The following is a 14,115-nucleotide window of genomic DNA, read 5'->3' as shown; positions in this document are numbered from 1 at the left end:
GCCGCTACCCGCGCGGCGGGCGCCCGGCCAGCATCGCGCTCTGGCCGCGGAACTCGGCCACCGTCTCGCCGCCGGTGCGACGCACGGTCACGTCGTAGATCCCGCTGCGCCCGGCCCGCTCGCGCTCCACGGCCTGCGCGGTCAGCTCCTCGCCGACCCCGGCCGACCGCAGGAACGACACCTGCGCGCCCTGGGCCACGGTGACCGGACCGTGGGTGTTGCAGGCCACCGCGAAGGCCGCGTCGGCGAGCAGGAACAGGTACCCGCCGTGCATCGTCCCGTGACCGTTGAGCATCGTCTCGGCCACCCGCATCCGCAGCGTGGCCCGACCGGGCCCGAGCTCCAGCAGCTCGATGCCGAGCGCCCGGTTGGTCGGGTCCCGGTCGGCCATCTCCCTGGCCCGGGCGACCCCTTCGGCTTCCATGGCGGCCATCCTGATCGTCCGCCGCACCCGTGTCAACGAACGACGACGGGACCGGGCGGTCCACCCCGGCCGCCCGGCCCCTGCTCTCCTCAGGACACCCGGTCGGCGTCCCGAGCCCGCGCTCCCACCGTCAGGACAGGTGGAAGGAGGTGTCGTCGATCAGGAACGCGGTCTGCGCCGCGCCCACCTCGTGCGCGCTGAACCTGACGATCACCGTGGAGCCGAACTCCGCAGCCACGTAAGGGGTCAGGTCGATCGAGACCGGTACGTAGCCGCTGGTGGCGTCCAGGTTGGACCAGGTCCGCAGCACCGCGATCTGCCGGCCGGAGTACTGGTCGTCCAGCTCCAGGGTGAGCGTGTCCCGGTTGTCGGGCGCGGTGTTGGCGGAGTCGACGTGCAGCCAGAAGGACAGGCTCGCCCGGGTGTACCCCGGGGTGGTCTCCACGCCCTGCGCGAGCGAGTCGTCGGTGGCCGCCGAGTGGCCCAGCCAGGCGTAGCCCGCACCCGAGCGCGGCTGGTGCGCGGTGGACTGCGTGATGACGCCCGGCCCCGACGGACCCCACCAGCCCGGATAGTTGCCCTTCTTGTCCAGCGGCACCTCGAAGCCCGGGTCGACGAACTGCTCGATCCCCAGGCACCCGTACTCGCCGTAGCCGTAGAACCCGTACCAGAACCGGGTGGCGGCCTGGTTGCCGGCGCCGTCGCGGACCGTCACGGTGACGTCGTGGTAGCCGAGTTGGTCGGTGCGGCCGCGGATGACCCCGGTGCGCCGGTCGATGTGCAGCCCGCGCGGCAGCCCGGTGGCCCGGTACTCCAGCCGGTCCGAGGCGGTCGAGGAGGCGATCACCGGCAGCTCCACCGACTGCCCCGGCGGCGCGGTGCGGTCGCACATGGTGCTCACCACCAGCGGGCTGTTGGCCACCACCGGGTGCGCGGCGGAGCAGGTGTGCCGGTCGTTGTCCCAGGTGGTCTGGACGGCGAAGGCGCCGGTGGCGAGTTCGAGGTTGAACAGGCCGCCCGGGGTGCCCTTGGTGATCCAGGCGCACTTGTCGCCGTTCTCCTGGCCCGCCTGGTCGATCCAGCCGCCCATCGCGTTCTGGTCGGTGATGGTCTCGGCGTACTCGTGGCCGCCCAGGATCGACCAGCCGTCCAGCCGGCCGCGCGGACCGGGGTTGATCCAGTTGGTGCCGCAGTACTTGTTGTCGGTCAGGTACGGCATGATCGTGTAGGCCAGGGTGCCGTAGCTGGACCGCTCGAAGGTGTGCCAGGCGCACCAGGTGTTGAGCTCGTGCCAGCTGTCCGGGTCCATCCCCTTGGCCGTGGTCACCACGTACTGCACGTTGCGGTTCTGGGCCCCGGTCGTGTTGCCGAAGTGCTTGGCCGCGGCGGCCGCCTCGGCGGCGATCTGCGGTTCGGTCGCCCGGTCCGGCGCGGCCGCCGCGTTGTCCACCCAGACCCCCGCCAACGTCCCGCCGGGCGCCGGGTACCCCACGTGCGGCGCGTCGGCCGGACAACTGCCGCTCCCGGTCGCCACGTTCTCGCAGTACTGGGTCATCACCCCGCTCCACGCGTCCCCGTTGCTGCCCAGCCCCTTGAAGAAGGACTGCTGGTACGGCGCGGCGTTGTCCGGGTCGTTGGACAGCGTGGTGTACCCGTCGGCGTCCTTGCCCTCGGTCCCCCACTGGCTTCCCCAGTAGATGACGTACACCTTCGGCGGCCCCGAGGTGACGCCGACGGAGTCCTGGCCGCCCCGGTAGGTCAGGTTCGGCTGGTCGTTGTTGACCGGCACGATCCCCAGCCCCGGCGCCGGATCGGCGTTCGGCCGCACCCCGCCGCCCTGCGGCTGCGCCGGTCCCTGCGCCGCGGCCTGCGCGGTCAGCGCGTTGGCCGCCGCGTGCGGGTGGCCCGGACTGATCTGCACCCAACTGCCGTGCGTCTGCACCCAACCGTCCCCGGCGGGCGCACCTGAGGCCGCATCGGCTGCGCTCGCCACCTGCACACCGGCCAACGCCAGTCCGAGGGAGGCGAACACGGCCCCTAACGCCCTGGCCCGGCGCCACACTCCCGTGGATCCTGCGGTCACGGAGAAGTCCCTTCTCGGCAAACGGCGGTGGCCCCCGCCACCGCCGGTCCGTCACACGGACCGCAGTACCATTGCACATGTCACACGCCAGCTGATCCCCCTCGTCTGACAAAGCTTCAGCAAAATGAGCCCGCACCGACTGCGGGCACGGCCCCCTACAGGCGGCGGGGACCGACTCCGCCGTCCTCGGCGAGCGCGTCGCCCGGGTTCAGCAGGGCGCAGGCCTTCATCGAGAGGCAGCCGCAGCCGATGCACCCCGTGAGCTCGGCCTCCAGCCGCTCGATGGTCTGCCGGCGCTCCTCCAGGCGGAGCTTCCAGCCGCGCGAGGCGCGCTGCCACTCCTGATGACTCGGCGGCCGGTCGAGCGGCACGTCGGCGAACGCCTCCCGCAGGTCCTGCAGCGGGATCCCGATCCGCTTCGCCACCGAGATCAGCGCGACCCGGCGCAGCATGTGCCGGGGGTAGCGGCGCTGGTTGCGCCCGTCGCGCTCGGAGGCGATCAGCCCGAGCTCCTCGTAGAACCGCAGCGCGGACACCGCCGCCCCCGTCCGCGCGCTCACCTCGCCGATGCCCAGCCAGTCGTCGGGCTGATGGCTCATGGACCCCCTCCTCTTGACCTCAAGATTACTTGAGCCCCTACGGTCGGCTGCGCCAGAGCGGCAAGCACCACCGACCCGGAGAGGACGGCAGCCCGATGACATACGTGATCGCCCTGCCCTGCGTGGACGTCAAGGACAAGGCCTGCCTCGACGAGTGCCCCGTCGACTGCATCTACGAGGGCGAGCGGATGCTCTACGTCCACCCCGACGAGTGCATCGACTGCGGCGCCTGCGAGCCGGTCTGCCCGGTCGAGGCCATCTACTTCGAGGACGACACCCCCACCCCCTGGCACCCCTTCACCACCGCGAACGCCGAGTTCTTCACCACCCTCGGCTCCCCCGGCGGCAGCGCCAAACTCGGCCTGATCGAACACGACCACCCGATGGTCGCCGCCCTCCCACCCCAAACCACCACCTGACCCGCGCCCACCCGTACCCGAACGCCCCGGACCGAGCTCGGTCCGGGGCGTTGGGGTACTCCGTCGGGCGTCGAAGTCGTACTCCAGAGCGCAGGAGGCCGAGTCCAGAGTCACCCCGTTGACCTCCACCGGCCGGCGGTCGTCCGCGAAGGCCGTTCGGCAGACCGTGATCACCGGGGTCCCGGTGGCCCGACTCGAGCCTTGCGGCCTCCTCGGCCGTAGGCATGCGGGCGCGGAGTTCCTCGCGGAAGTGGACTGGCCTGGAACCGAGTTCAGCCAGGCGCGCATACGTACCGCCCGGACCGGAGTCCGGTTGCACGATCCGAGTACCGGCCACCAGGGCGGCGGTGAGGTACGAGGTGGAGAGCAGGACCGGCTTGCCGTCGAGGACGAAGCGGCACCGAACAGGCTGGACCGAAACGTCGACCTGGTCGACTTCCAGAGTCCGGCCGTCGATGTCGGCCGACCAGATGGAGCGCCCGGAGCCCTGGTGATGGCAGGGGACCGATTCCGACTGGCCTACGAGATCCGGGTAGCACCGGAGACAGCAGGGGCGGTTGGCGAACCGAGGTGAGACCCGCGGCGTCGGCAGATCAGCCTGTCGGGCGGGGATCGTACGATGCAGCGCGCAACCGACTCATCAATCCGCCCTGAATGCCGCTGCGATCGGCCGGGCCGCCGTTCAACGACAGGGGCAGCACGATGAATGTTCCAGTGACTCCGCCCCGCCCGATGGATGTCCTCTCGTTCTTCCCCGAGCTTGCCGAGCACAAGCGGACAGCGGTCCGGTTGCACCCAGAACCAGCCCGCCCGGGCCCGCACGACAGTTCGGTCGGAGGCCCGCTGGCCTGGCCGGCCCGTGAAGCGTGGCCGACTTGCCCAGGCGGTCAGCACCTCAGGCACTACTCGCCGCATCGACCCGGCAACGTCCGTGGCGAGCGGTCCGCGACGGCTTCCACCCCGCTCAGCGAGCTCACCTGGGACGAGATCCCTGCCGAGACGGCCTGGCCCATGCTCCCGGTGTTGCAGGTGTACGCGTGCGACGTACCCTGGTACGACGGGTTCCCTCCGGGGACGGATCTCCTGCAGATCCTGTGGTGCCCCTTCCAGCACCGCTACGAAGGCGGCAAGGTCCCCTACAACGGCATCGCCGGCCCCTACGTCCACGTCCGCTATCGCAACAGCCGCGATCTGGACGGCGTCTTCCTGCCACCGCAGGAGCCCCTGGTCATCGGGGAGCCGGGCTATCTCCCCACCCCCTGCCTGCTCCGTCCGGAGCCGGTCACCGAGTATCCGGACCCCGGCGTCCTGGGCGAGGAGTTCGACGAGCGGGTCGAGGAGTGGGAGGCGGCCACCTTCTGCGACATCACCGACGATCCGGAAGACTACGAACCTCGCTACCACTGGGACCTCTCCACCGCTCCGGGCTGGAAGCTCGGCGGCCACGAGCCCTGGAACTACCAGGGCTACGACGGACCGGTGGAGTGCTACACCTGCGGTGGCGAGATGCGGTTCACGGCGTCGCTGGCCAGTGCCGAGTGGGACGGGGGCACTGCGAGTTGGGCGCCGACGGGCTTCCTCGACGAGCCGTCGGAGACCTACTGGCAGCGCCGCGAGCCCACCGCCGTGCGACTCGGCAGGCGCGAAACCATGCGGGTCTTCACCTGTCCTGTATCGCCCGAGCATCCGGTGATCAGCGACCTGATGTAGACCCAGCGATCGCACTCGGCCGTCCGCTGATGACAGGCACCCCAAGCCCAAGGCAGGACCGCCCGTCCCCTGGCGCGGAGATGACACGGACCGACTGATCATCCCGAATACCGCAGGAACGACGAAGGGCCAGTTCCAGAGGATCACGCCTCCGAACTGGCCCTTCCGCTGTGGGCGCGGACGGTTTCGAACCGCCGACATCTGCTTTGTAAGAGCAGCGCTCTACCACTGAGCTACGCGCCCCGACCGCCGGCACCCTACTGGGGGCCCGCGTGGTGAGAAGCAAGAGTACCTGGTCTGGGCTTCGGAGCCGAGTGCAGACGGACGGAAGGGGGCAGAACGGACAGGTGGGTGGGAGGCGGAGAGCGCTGCTCTTACAAAGCGGTGCGCGCGGGTACGCTGCGGGCATGCCGCGTTATGAGTTCCGTTGCCGTACCTGTGGGGCCACCTTCGAGCTGCGTCGTGCCATGGCGCAGGCGAACGATCCGGCGGTCTGCCCGCAGGGGCACACCGACACCACCAAGCTGCTCTCCGCGATCGCCGTGACCGGGACCGCGAGCGGCGGCGCCGCCCAGGCCCCGAGTGGTGGCGGGGGCGGCGGCTGCTGCGGGGGCGGCTGCTGCGGCTGACCCGGGCACCGAGCTGCGGGCGACCCGCCGGGCGCATTGTCCGGCGGGTCGGCCAGCGGGCAGGATGGCAGGCATGACGCACGTGATGGCGAAGGGCGCCAACATCTCGCTGACCGCCGCGGCGCTCCGCGTGGTGCTGCGCTGGACCGCGACCGGGAGCGCGCCGGACCTGGACGCGTCCGCGCTGCTGCTCGCCGAGAACGGCAAGGTCCGGTCCGACGCCGACTTCGTCTTCTACAACCAGCCCCGCCACCCCTCCGGCGTGGTGCGCCACCTGCGCAAGCAGCGGGTGCCGGGCAGCACGGAGATCGCCGACACCATCGAGGTGGACCTGGCGAAGCTCGCGCCGGAGGTGCAGCGGGTGGTGCTGGCCGGGTCCACCGAGTCGGGGACCTTCCAGCAGGTGCAGGGCCTGCGGGTGCTGCTGCACGACCTCGCGGCGCCGGCCGGCAGCCCGGCGCTGGCCGAGTTCCCGGTGCAGGAGGTCGAGCCGGTCGCCGCGCTGATCTGCGCCGAGCTGTACCGGCGCGACGGCGGCTGGAAGTTCCGCGCCGTCGGGCAGGGGTACGCGTCGGGCCTGAGCGGCCTGGCCGTCGACTTCGGCATCACGGTGGACGAGGAGCCGGGTGCCGAGCAGGCCCACGAGGCACCCGCCCCGCCGGCGCCCAGCGCTCCCCCGGCCCCGGCGCCAACCCCGTCCCAGGCCCCGGCCCCGGTGCCGACCCCGGCCCCGGTTCCGACCCCGTCGACCCCCGGCGCGCCGACTCCGCCGCCGCCCGCCGCTCCCCCGGTCTACGGCTACCCTCAACCGATGCAGCAGCCCCAGCCCACCTACGGCTACCCGCAGCAGCCCCAGCCGACCTACGGCTACCCCCCGGCCCAGCCGCACCCGCAGCCCCAGCCCCAGCCCCCGACCCCGCAGCCCCCGTTCGCGCTCCCGCCGCAGGGCCCGCAGTTCCTCCCCCGCCCCTGACCCTCGGACCCTCGCGCCCCTACTCCTCCTTGTACCCCCGCTGCCACTGCATCCCGAACCCGTACAGCCGGTCCAGGTCCGCCTGGAACCCGTGCACGTACCGGACCTCCCGACGGGCCATCAACTTCCCGCCCTCGTTCTCGATCAGCAGCACCGCACACGAACGGGCGGTCCCCGCCCGCTCGTCCAGGTTGACCTCCAGCCGCTGACCGCTCGGCGGCACGATCTGGATCTGCGCGTGCGTCTGGTCGAAGGCGGGGGTGCCGTCGTAGATGTAGACGAAGATCAGCAGCCGCTTGAACTCCTCCTTCTTCTCCAGGTTGATGTACATCGACTCGCCGGACGGCGCCCCGTACTGGTCGTCGCCGCTGAGCTTCACGTACGGCGGGTGCTGCAGGTCGCCGAAGAACTTGCCCAGCGGCTGCACCACCCCCCGGGAACCGTTGGTCAGTTCGTACATGCAGGCCAGGTCCAGGTCGACGTTCTGCGCGCCGCCCTGGAAGCCGTCGTCGCCCTGCCGCAGCAACTGCCGCGGCTGCAGCAGTTTGCGCCGCAGATTGCCCTGCGACCCCTGGACGATCCGCGCCGTCCAGTGCAGGTTCACGTAGAGGGTGCCGATGGTCGGCCCCTCGCCCGTCAACTGGTGGGTCGGCCGGGACTTGGTGAGGATCACCTTTCCGCCCTGGCTCACCACGTCCGGCAGGTTCCGCTCCCCGCGCAGGAACTCCCAGACCGCACCCATCCCGCCCCGCCCCCACCCTCACTCGATCCTTCGTCCACCCCCGTGACCGGCGGTGACGATGCTCTGACGCACCATTGTGCACTGCGGTCCATACCCACCGGCGGGACTGCGCCACCGTCCGTCCCAACGGTCCGTCATTCCCTCCGGACGCTGCGTCAGCCGTCGAGGGCGTCGACCGGACGCTCCGTCAGCCGTCGGCCCCCACCGACCGAACGCTCCGTCAAGCCACCCGCGCGGCGGATGGTCCCACAACCCCCACTCCCGTACCATGCCGCCGCTTCGGACGCGATATCGTCTTGCCGCACAGGTGTCCCCCGTCACGCGCGGGTCAGTCCAAACCTCCCGCCCCCGATCGCGGAAAGCAGAGGCTCACGCCGCAATGTCACTCTCGTCCACTCAACTGGTCTGGTCCGGCATAGCCGGCGCCGGCCTGCTCTTCGTCGCCGTCCTGGTGGCGATGCTGCGCATGAAGAACGCCAAGGCCGAGGAGAACGGGGACTCCTGGGAGCGCAGCGAGGAGCGCCGACGGCGCAAGGAGGCGGTCTACGGGATCGCCTCGTACGTGCTGCTGTTCTGCTGCGCCGGTGTGGCGGCCGCGCTCTCCTTCCACGGCCTGGTCGGCTTCGGCACCCAGAACCTGGGCCTGTCGCACGGCTGGGAGTACCTGGTCCCGTTCGGTCTGGACGGCGCGGCCATGTTCTGCTCGGTGCTCGCGGTGCGCGAGGCCAGCCACGGTGACGCGGCGCTCGGCTCCCGCCTGCTGGTCTGGGTCTTCGCGATCGCCTCGGCCTGGTTCAACTGGGTGCACGCCCCGCGCGGCGGCTCGCACGACGGTGCCCCGCAGTTCTTCTCCGGCATGTCCATCTCGGCGGCCATCCTGTTCGACCGCGCGCTGAAGCAGACCCGCCGGGCCGCGCTGCGCGAGCAGGGCCTGATCCCCCGTCCGCTGCCGCAGATCCGCATCGTGCGCTGGCTGCGCGCGCCGCGCGAGACCTACGCGGCCTGGTCGCTGATGCTGCTGGAGAACGTGCGCAGCCTGGACGAGGCGGTCGAGGAGGTGCGCGAGGAGCGCGCCAACAAGATGGAGGCCCGCAACGCCGCGCGCAGCGCCGACCGGCGCGAGCGCGCCGAGCTCAAGGCGCTCTCCCGCGGCGGCGCGCTGGGCCGGGCCCGCGGTGGCCGCCAGGTGCCCGCGCTGACCTCCGGCTCGGCCGGCGAGCCCGCTGCGGAGCCTGCGCTAGCTGAGGATCCGATGGCCAAGGTCGGCCCGTCCGCGCTGGAGCCGGCCGCCCTCTCCGCGGCCCCGCGCCGCACCGCCGTCGAGTCGGGCCGGTACGACAGCGTCGACCTGACCACCGAGGACGACACCCTGGCGATCCCGAAGCTGGAGTCCCCGTTCGACTCGCTGGAGCGCAAGCTGCGCGCCATGGAGAAGAAGCTGGGCTGACCCCGGATCGGGCGCACAAGAGGGAGCCCCGCACCACCGCCTCACGGCGGCGGTGCGGGGCTCCTGGCGTTCGAGTACCGCCCCCGCAGTGTCAGGACTGATCGTCCGTCAGGGCCTGCCCAGCTGGACCGGTTCCCGGTCCAGCGCCTCCTCCAGCTCGGCCTCGCGCCGGTTGCGCCGCACCGAGGAGGCCAGCGCCGCCCCGATGAAGGTCACCCCGATCAGGCCGGTGACCAGCTCCGGGATCTTGTACTCGATGGAGACCAGCAGGATCACCGCCAGCGCACCGATCGCGTAGTGCGCGCCGTGCTCCAGGTAGACGTAGTCGTCCAGGGTGCCCTTGCGGACCAGGAACACGGTCAGCGAGCGGATGTACAGCGCGCCGATGCCCAGGCCCAGGGTGATCTGGAAGAGGTTGTCGGTGATGGCGAAGGCGCCGACCACCCCGTCGAAGGAGAACGAGGCGTCCAGCACCTCCAGGTAGAGGAAGAGGAAGAACGCCGCCTTGCCGGCCAGTTGCACGGCCGTGGCGCCGCCGCCCTGGTGCGCGTGCTGCTGCGCGGCCTCCGCCGCCTCCTCCGCGCCCTCCAGCGAGGACTCGAACAGGCTGGAGAGCCCGTTCACCGTCAGGTAGGTCGCCAGCCCCAGCACGCCGGCCAGCAGCACCGTCTCCGCGTGGTCGCCGGCCAGGAAGTGGGCGGTCAGCACCAGGGTGAGCAGCGCGACCACGGTGGTGGCCGCCTTCAGCTGCCCGATCCGCTCCAGCGGGCGTTCCAGCGGCCGCAGCCAGTGGTAGTCCTTCTCGCCGAGCAGGAAGTCCAGGAAGATCATCAGCAGGAAGACCCCGCCGAACGCGGCGATCGCCGGCCCGGCGGCCTCCAGGTGCTGGGCGTAGGTCAGCCCGCCGGCGGTGTGGTCCGCGTGGAGCGCGAGGTCCAGCACGGTGCTGGGGCTCAGCTGCGCGGTCAGGCCGACCACGGCGAGCGGGAAGACCAGCCGCATGCCGAAGACCGCGATCAGCACGCCGACGGTGAGGAAGATCTTCTGCCAGAACGGGTTCATCCGCTTCAGCACCGTGGCGTTGACCACCGCGTTGTCGAAGGAGAGCGAGATCTCCAGGATCGCGAGGATCAGCACCACGCCGAAGCCCTGGGCGCCCCAGATCAGTCCGGCTGCCACCAGCCCGGCGATCGTGGTCGCGAAGGACCACCCGAAAGTGCGGATGAACACGAGGACGACTACCTTTCGGCCGGCAGTTCCGAGCACGCCCGGGGCGTGGTCGTCACTGGACGTTGACTCCAAAATCCAGGGCGATGCCGCGCAGACCCGATGCGTACCCCTGACCCACTGCCCGGAACTTCCACTCCCCCTGATAGCGGTAGAGCTCACCGAAGATCATCGCGGTCTCGCCGGAGGCGTCCTCGGACAGGTCGTAGCGCGCGATCTCGTAGCCGGTGGTCAGGTTGACCACCCGGATGTACGCGTTGCGCACCTGGCCGAAGTTCTGCAGCCGGAGCTCGCCGTCGTAGATGGACACCGGGAAGACCACCCGGTCGACGGCCGGCGGCACCAGGTCCAGGTTGACCACCACGACCTCGGCGTCCCCGTCCCCGTCGGCGCTGCCGATCAGGTTGTCCCCGAGGTGCTCCACCGAGCCGTCCGGGCTCTTGAGGTTGTTGTAGAAGACGAAGTACTCGTCACCGAGGACCCGGCCGCCCGCACAGAGCAGCGCACTCGCGTCGAGGTCGAAGGGCGCGCCGGTGGTGGACCGGGCGTCCCAGCCCAGGCCGATCTGCACCTGCGTCAGATTCGGCGCGGCCTTGCTCAGCGAGACGTTGCCGCCCTTGGCGAGCGTGACACTCATCGTGGCTCTTCCTCCCACTCCCTGGCGGCCCGGCTGCGCGTCGGAACACGAGCAGGCCGACATACATGTCTACGCCGACACCCGCCCGTCCCGGGCCGATCCGCCCACTGAACATCCTGAACTTGGAACCTATCAAGCAGCTAAAAGGCCTACGATGCTCCAGCACAAGAGCTACGGGGGAGCCACAGCATGCCGATCCAGCCACTCGACCCGTCCGATCCGGTCGAGGTCGGACCGTACCGCCTGATCGCCCGCCTCGGCGCCGGCGGGATGGGCCTGGTCTACCTGGCCCGCTCCGCGGGCGGCCGCACCGTCGCGGTCAAGGTGGTCCGGCCGGAACTGGCCGAGGACCGGGAGTTCCGGGCCCGGTTCGCCCGCGAGGTGGCGGCCGCCCGCGCGGTCGGCGGCGCGTTCACCGCCCCGGTGACGGACTCCGACACCGAGGCGCCGCTCCCCTGGCTGGCCACCGGCTACGTGCTCGGCTCCTCGCTGAGCGAGGCGGTGGCCCAGCACGGCCCGCTGCCGGTCTCCTCGGTGCGCACGCTCGGCGCCGGGCTGGCCCAGGCGCTGCTCACGGTGCACGCGGCCGGCCTGGTGCACCGCGACCTCAAGCCGTCCAACGTGCTGCTGAGTTCGGCCGGGCCACGGGTGATCGACTTCGGCATCGCCCGGGCACTGGACGAGGAGCGGCTCACCAGCACCGGCCTGGTGGTGGGCTCGGCGGGCTTCATGAGCCCGGAGCAGGCGGCCGGGCGGGCGGCGGACCCCGCCTCCGACGTCTTCTCGCTGGGCTCGGTGCTGGTCTTCGCGGCCACCGGGGCGGGCCCGTTCGGCCGGGACGGCGACGCCTCGGCGGCCGCCCAGCTGTACCGGGTGATCCACGAGGAGCCGGAGCTCTCGGGGCTGCCCGAGGAGCTCTGGCCGGTGGTGACGGCCTGCCTGGCCAAGGACCCGCAGGACCGGCTCACCCCGACCGAACTGGTCGAACTGCTCGGCCCGGGCGTGTTCGCGGGCTGGCTGCCGGCCGCGCTGTCCGCGCAGATCGCCGACCACGCCGCCGCCGTGCTCGACCTGGAGCCGCCCACCGGGCCGCACCCGGTGGCCGCCGCGCCGGCGCCGGCCCGGCCGGTGCCGCCCACCGGGCCGGAGACCGCACCGACCGTCGCGCTGCCCGGGCCCGCCGACCCGGCCACCGTCCCGGTCCCGACCCCGGCCCCGGTGCCGCGCAGCACCTCCCGCCGCGCGCTGCTGGCCGGCGGCGGCGCCCTGCTGCTGGCCGCGGCCGGCGGCGCCGCCTGGGCGCTGCGCGGTGGCTCGCCCGCCCCGAAGCCGCACCCCGCCCCGGGCCCCACCGGCAGCCCCGCCCCGGGCCCCACCCGTACCCGGGCCAAGGGCGAGGCGCCCGCGCCCAACTGGACCTGGACCATCCCCACCGTCTTCATCATGGCCCGCCCGGCCTGTGCGCACGGCCTGGTGCTGATCGGCGGCGACGGCCTGTTCGCGCTGGACGGCAAGGACGGCACGGTCCGCTGGACCGATGCCAAGGCCTCGGCCGACGACGTCCACCCGCAGGGCAACGCGCTCTTCTACAGCCAGCTCAACCTGATGGCCGCCGACCCGGGCAGCGGCTCGGTGCTGTGGAGCTTCGCCCAGAAGCCCGGCCCGGACCCGAACACGCTGGTGACGGCGAGCAAGGTGCTGGCCGCGGACGACCGCGCGGTCTACGCGCTGTGCGACGTGATGGGCGCCGACGTCACCGCCGCCGACACCCCGCACACCAAGGGCATCATGGCGCTCTCCCACCAGGACGGCTCGCTGCTGTGGCTGCAGCACCGCAAGCCGGACGCCGACCCGGACGTGGACGCGGTGGTGGCCGGCGACACCCTGCTGTACACCGACTCGTCCACCAACCTGGTGGCCCGCTCGGTCAGCACCGGCGAGCAGGTCTGGTTCGCCAACACCGAGTCCCAGGCGCCGTACCAGCCGGCCACCGACGGCGGCCGGGTGTTCTGCTCGGCCCCGGGCCTGGGCCTCCAGGCGGTCGCGGTGAGCGGCGGCAAGCAGGTCTGGCTGAAGACGCCGCCGCAGAAGCGGCTCTGGTACACGCCGGCCGCGGTCGGCGACGGGGTCGTCTACACGGTGCTCGGCGGCATGACGGTGACCCGGGACAACACCACCTACACCCCGCCGGCCGGACCGGTGCTGATCGCCTACCAGGCGGACAACGGGAACGAGCTGTGGCGGGTCGCGCTGCCGGAGGAGGTCACCATGTCGGAGCCGCCGTTCCTGGCCGGCTCGACCCTGGTGGTCGGCACCGACGCGAAGGGCGTGTTCGCGGTGGACACCAAGGACCGCCGGGTCAGCTGGAACTTCCGGACCACCGGCGCCGCCGGCTCCACCTGGGAGTTCGCCACCGACGGCAAGCAGCTGATCGCCGTTCAGGACAGCAAGGTGTACGCGCTGCCGCTGGACTGACCCGGCGTCGACGTCTGAGCCCCGGCACCGCGCCGGGGCACAGACGTTGACGCCGGGACTCAGACGGTGACGCCGGGGCTCAGACGTTGACGCCGAAGTCCAGCGCGATGCCGCGCAGACCGGTCGCGTACCCCTGTCCGATGGCGCGGAACTTCCACTCCCCCGCGTTGCGGTAGAGCTCGCCGAAGACCATCGCGGTCTGGGTGGAGGCGTCCTCGGACAGGTCGTAGCGGGCCAGCTCCCGGCCGTCGGCCCGGTCGACCACCCGGATGAACGCGTTGCGCACCTGGCCGAAGGTCTGGCCGCGGGCGTCGGCCTCGTAGATCGAGACCGGGAAGACGATCTTGGCGATCCCGTCCGGCACCCGGGTCAGGTCGATCGTGATGGCCTCGTCGTCGCCCTCGCCCGCGCCGGTCCGGTTGTCGCCGGTGTGCTCCACCGAACCGTCGGGGCTGCGCGGGTTGTTGAAGAAGACGAAGTCCTCGTCCCTGGTCACCCGACCGTGCTCGGTGCAGAGCAGCGCGCTGGCGTCCAGGTCGAACTCGGCGCCGGTCGTCGTGCGCAGGTCCCAGCCCAGGCCCACCAGCACCGCGGCCAGACCGGGCGCCTCCTTGCTCAGCGAGACGTTGCCGCCCTTGCTCAGGCTGACACCCATCAGGTTCCTCCCAGCGTCCTGCGTGCTCCGACACCCGCGCAACGGCCCGATCGTAGTGCGCGGTTCCCGTCGCCGGGGACGACGCGGCCCGGCGC

General features: G+C 71.8%; 13 protein-coding genes, 1 tRNA gene and 1 pseudogene. 6 read left to right on the top strand and 9 right to left on the bottom strand.

The genetic code is table 11. The annotated features are described in order from the left end of the window. Positions 1-4: 4 nt before the first annotated feature. The 3 genes from paaI to soxR all read right to left on the bottom strand — a co-directional run bounded on the left by paaI (position 5) and on the right by soxR (position 3,106). Positions 5-424: a hydroxyphenylacetyl-CoA thioesterase PaaI gene (gene paaI, locus ACFW1A_RS28970; RefSeq protein WP_380413752.1), complete on the bottom strand. Its 420-nt coding sequence runs from the start codon at positions 422-424 to the stop codon at positions 5-7. 130 nt (positions 425-554) lie between these two features. Next, the gene (locus ACFW1A_RS28965) at positions 555-2,345 is read right to left on the bottom strand and encodes an Ig domain-containing protein (protein WP_380413749.1); all 1,791 of its coding nucleotides are present in this window, start codon (positions 2,343-2,345) and stop codon (positions 555-557) included. A gap of 317 nt (positions 2,346-2,662) precedes the next feature. Then, on the bottom strand, positions 2,663-3,106 hold the full coding sequence (soxR, locus tag ACFW1A_RS28960) for a redox-sensitive transcriptional activator SoxR (protein ID WP_380413747.1): 444 nt from the start codon (positions 3,104-3,106) through the stop codon (positions 2,663-2,665). Between the two features lie 95 nt (positions 3,107-3,201). Here soxR and fdxA point away from each other — a divergent pair, with 95 nt between their 5' ends. Next, a complete protein-coding gene (gene fdxA / locus ACFW1A_RS28955; RefSeq protein WP_380413745.1) occupies positions 3,202-3,525 on the top strand; it encodes a ferredoxin in 324 nt (107 codons plus the stop codon). Between the two features lie 66 nt (positions 3,526-3,591). Here fdxA and ACFW1A_RS28950 read toward each other — a convergent pair. Further along, positions 3,592-4,012: pseudogene (locus ACFW1A_RS28950) on the bottom strand (UTRA domain-containing protein); the annotation flags it as partial. A 524-nt stretch (positions 4,013-4,536) separates the two neighbouring features. Between ACFW1A_RS28950 and ACFW1A_RS28945 the strand changes: the two are divergent. Then, complete coding sequence (locus ACFW1A_RS28945; RefSeq protein WP_380413743.1) at positions 4,537-5,235, top strand: hypothetical protein; 699 nt, start codon at positions 4,537-4,539, stop codon at positions 5,233-5,235. A gap of 171 nt (positions 5,236-5,406) precedes the next feature. On the opposite strand, the gene ACFW1A_RS28940 is transcribed toward ACFW1A_RS28945, so the two are convergent. Continuing rightward, positions 5,407-5,478: transfer RNA gene (locus ACFW1A_RS28940), tRNA-Val, on the bottom strand. A 164-nt stretch (positions 5,479-5,642) separates the two neighbouring features. On the opposite strand from ACFW1A_RS28940, the gene ACFW1A_RS28935 reads away from it, so the two are divergent. Together ACFW1A_RS28935 and ACFW1A_RS28930 are read left to right on the top strand one after the other, a co-directional pair. Beyond that, positions 5,643-5,864 carry a zinc ribbon domain-containing protein gene (locus tag ACFW1A_RS28935; RefSeq protein WP_380413741.1) on the top strand — a complete coding sequence of 74 codons (222 nt, stop codon included), beginning with the start codon at positions 5,643-5,645 and terminating at the stop codon, positions 5,862-5,864. A 73-nt stretch (positions 5,865-5,937) separates the two neighbouring features. Continuing rightward, positions 5,938-6,837: a TerD family protein gene (locus tag ACFW1A_RS28930; RefSeq protein ID WP_380413739.1), complete on the top strand. Its 900-nt coding sequence runs from the start codon at positions 5,938-5,940 to the stop codon at positions 6,835-6,837. Between the two features lie 19 nt (positions 6,838-6,856). Here the strand turns inward: ACFW1A_RS28930 and ACFW1A_RS28925 are convergent, their stop codons facing one another. Continuing rightward, on the bottom strand, positions 6,857-7,579 hold the full coding sequence (locus ACFW1A_RS28925; RefSeq protein WP_380413737.1) for a Tellurium resistance: 723 nt from the start codon (positions 7,577-7,579) through the stop codon (positions 6,857-6,859). A gap of 379 nt (positions 7,580-7,958) precedes the next feature. Here ACFW1A_RS28925 and ACFW1A_RS28920 point away from each other — a divergent pair, with 379 nt between their 5' ends. Further along, the gene (locus ACFW1A_RS28920) at positions 7,959-9,026 is read left to right on the top strand and encodes a DUF2637 domain-containing protein (RefSeq protein WP_380413733.1); all 1,068 of its coding nucleotides are present in this window, start codon (positions 7,959-7,961) and stop codon (positions 9,024-9,026) included. Between the two features lie 108 nt (positions 9,027-9,134). Here ACFW1A_RS28920 and ACFW1A_RS28915 read toward each other — a convergent pair whose 3' ends face one another. Together ACFW1A_RS28915 and ACFW1A_RS28910 are read right to left on the bottom strand one after the other, a co-directional pair. Next, complete coding sequence (locus ACFW1A_RS28915; RefSeq protein WP_380413729.1) at positions 9,135-10,256, bottom strand: DUF475 domain-containing protein; 1,122 nt, start codon at positions 10,254-10,256, stop codon at positions 9,135-9,137. Positions 10,257-10,308: 52 nt separating this feature from the next. After that, the gene (locus ACFW1A_RS28910; protein WP_380413727.1) at positions 10,309-10,890 is read right to left on the bottom strand and encodes a TerD family protein; all 582 of its coding nucleotides are present in this window, start codon (positions 10,888-10,890) and stop codon (positions 10,309-10,311) included. Between the two features lie 189 nt (positions 10,891-11,079). Here ACFW1A_RS28910 and ACFW1A_RS28905 point away from each other — a divergent pair, with 189 nt between their 5' ends. After that, positions 11,080-13,365, top strand: coding sequence for a PQQ-binding-like beta-propeller repeat protein (locus tag ACFW1A_RS28905; protein ID WP_380413725.1), 2,286 nt, complete (start codon positions 11,080-11,082; stop codon positions 13,363-13,365). A gap of 79 nt (positions 13,366-13,444) precedes the next feature. Here ACFW1A_RS28905 and ACFW1A_RS28900 read toward each other — a convergent pair whose 3' ends face one another. Further along, on the bottom strand, positions 13,445-14,020 hold the full coding sequence (locus tag ACFW1A_RS28900) for a TerD family protein (RefSeq protein WP_380413723.1): 576 nt from the start codon (positions 14,018-14,020) through the stop codon (positions 13,445-13,447). Positions 14,021-14,115 lie beyond the last annotated feature (95 nt).

Source organism: Kitasatospora sp. NPDC058965 (assembly GCF_042741245.1).
GTDB lineage: Bacteria > Actinomycetota > Actinomycetes > Streptomycetales > Streptomycetaceae > Kitasatospora.
This window is presented reverse-complemented; position numbering and strand designations above follow the sequence as displayed.

What these genes read in the sequence shown, in the direction of transcription:
- paaI (WP_380413752.1), bottom strand. Translation starts at nt 424, where the DNA reads ATGGAAGCCGAAGGGGTCGCCCGGGCCAGGGAGATGGCCGACCGGGAC.
- soxR (WP_380413747.1), bottom strand. Translation starts at nt 3,106, where the DNA reads ATGAGCCATCAGCCCGACGACTGGCTGGGCATCGGCGAGGTGAGCGCG.
- fdxA (WP_380413745.1), top strand. Translation starts at nt 3,202, where the DNA reads ATGACATACGTGATCGCCCTGCCCTGCGTGGACGTCAAGGACAAGGCC.
- ACFW1A_RS28945 (WP_380413743.1), top strand. Translation starts at nt 4,537, where the DNA reads ATGCTCCCGGTGTTGCAGGTGTACGCGTGCGACGTACCCTGGTACGAC.
- ACFW1A_RS28935 (WP_380413741.1), top strand. Translation starts at nt 5,643, where the DNA reads ATGCCGCGTTATGAGTTCCGTTGCCGTACCTGTGGGGCCACCTTCGAG.
- ACFW1A_RS28930 (WP_380413739.1), top strand. Translation starts at nt 5,938, where the DNA reads ATGACGCACGTGATGGCGAAGGGCGCCAACATCTCGCTGACCGCCGCG.
- ACFW1A_RS28925 (WP_380413737.1), bottom strand. Translation starts at nt 7,579, where the DNA reads ATGGGTGCGGTCTGGGAGTTCCTGCGCGGGGAGCGGAACCTGCCGGAC.
- ACFW1A_RS28920 (WP_380413733.1), top strand. Translation starts at nt 7,959, where the DNA reads ATGTCACTCTCGTCCACTCAACTGGTCTGGTCCGGCATAGCCGGCGCC.
- ACFW1A_RS28910 (WP_380413727.1), bottom strand. Translation starts at nt 10,890, where the DNA reads ATGAGTGTCACGCTCGCCAAGGGCGGCAACGTCTCGCTGAGCAAGGCC.
- ACFW1A_RS28905 (WP_380413725.1), top strand. Translation starts at nt 11,080, where the DNA reads ATGCCGATCCAGCCACTCGACCCGTCCGATCCGGTCGAGGTCGGACCG.
- ACFW1A_RS28900 (WP_380413723.1), bottom strand. Translation starts at nt 14,020, where the DNA reads ATGGGTGTCAGCCTGAGCAAGGGCGGCAACGTCTCGCTGAGCAAGGAG.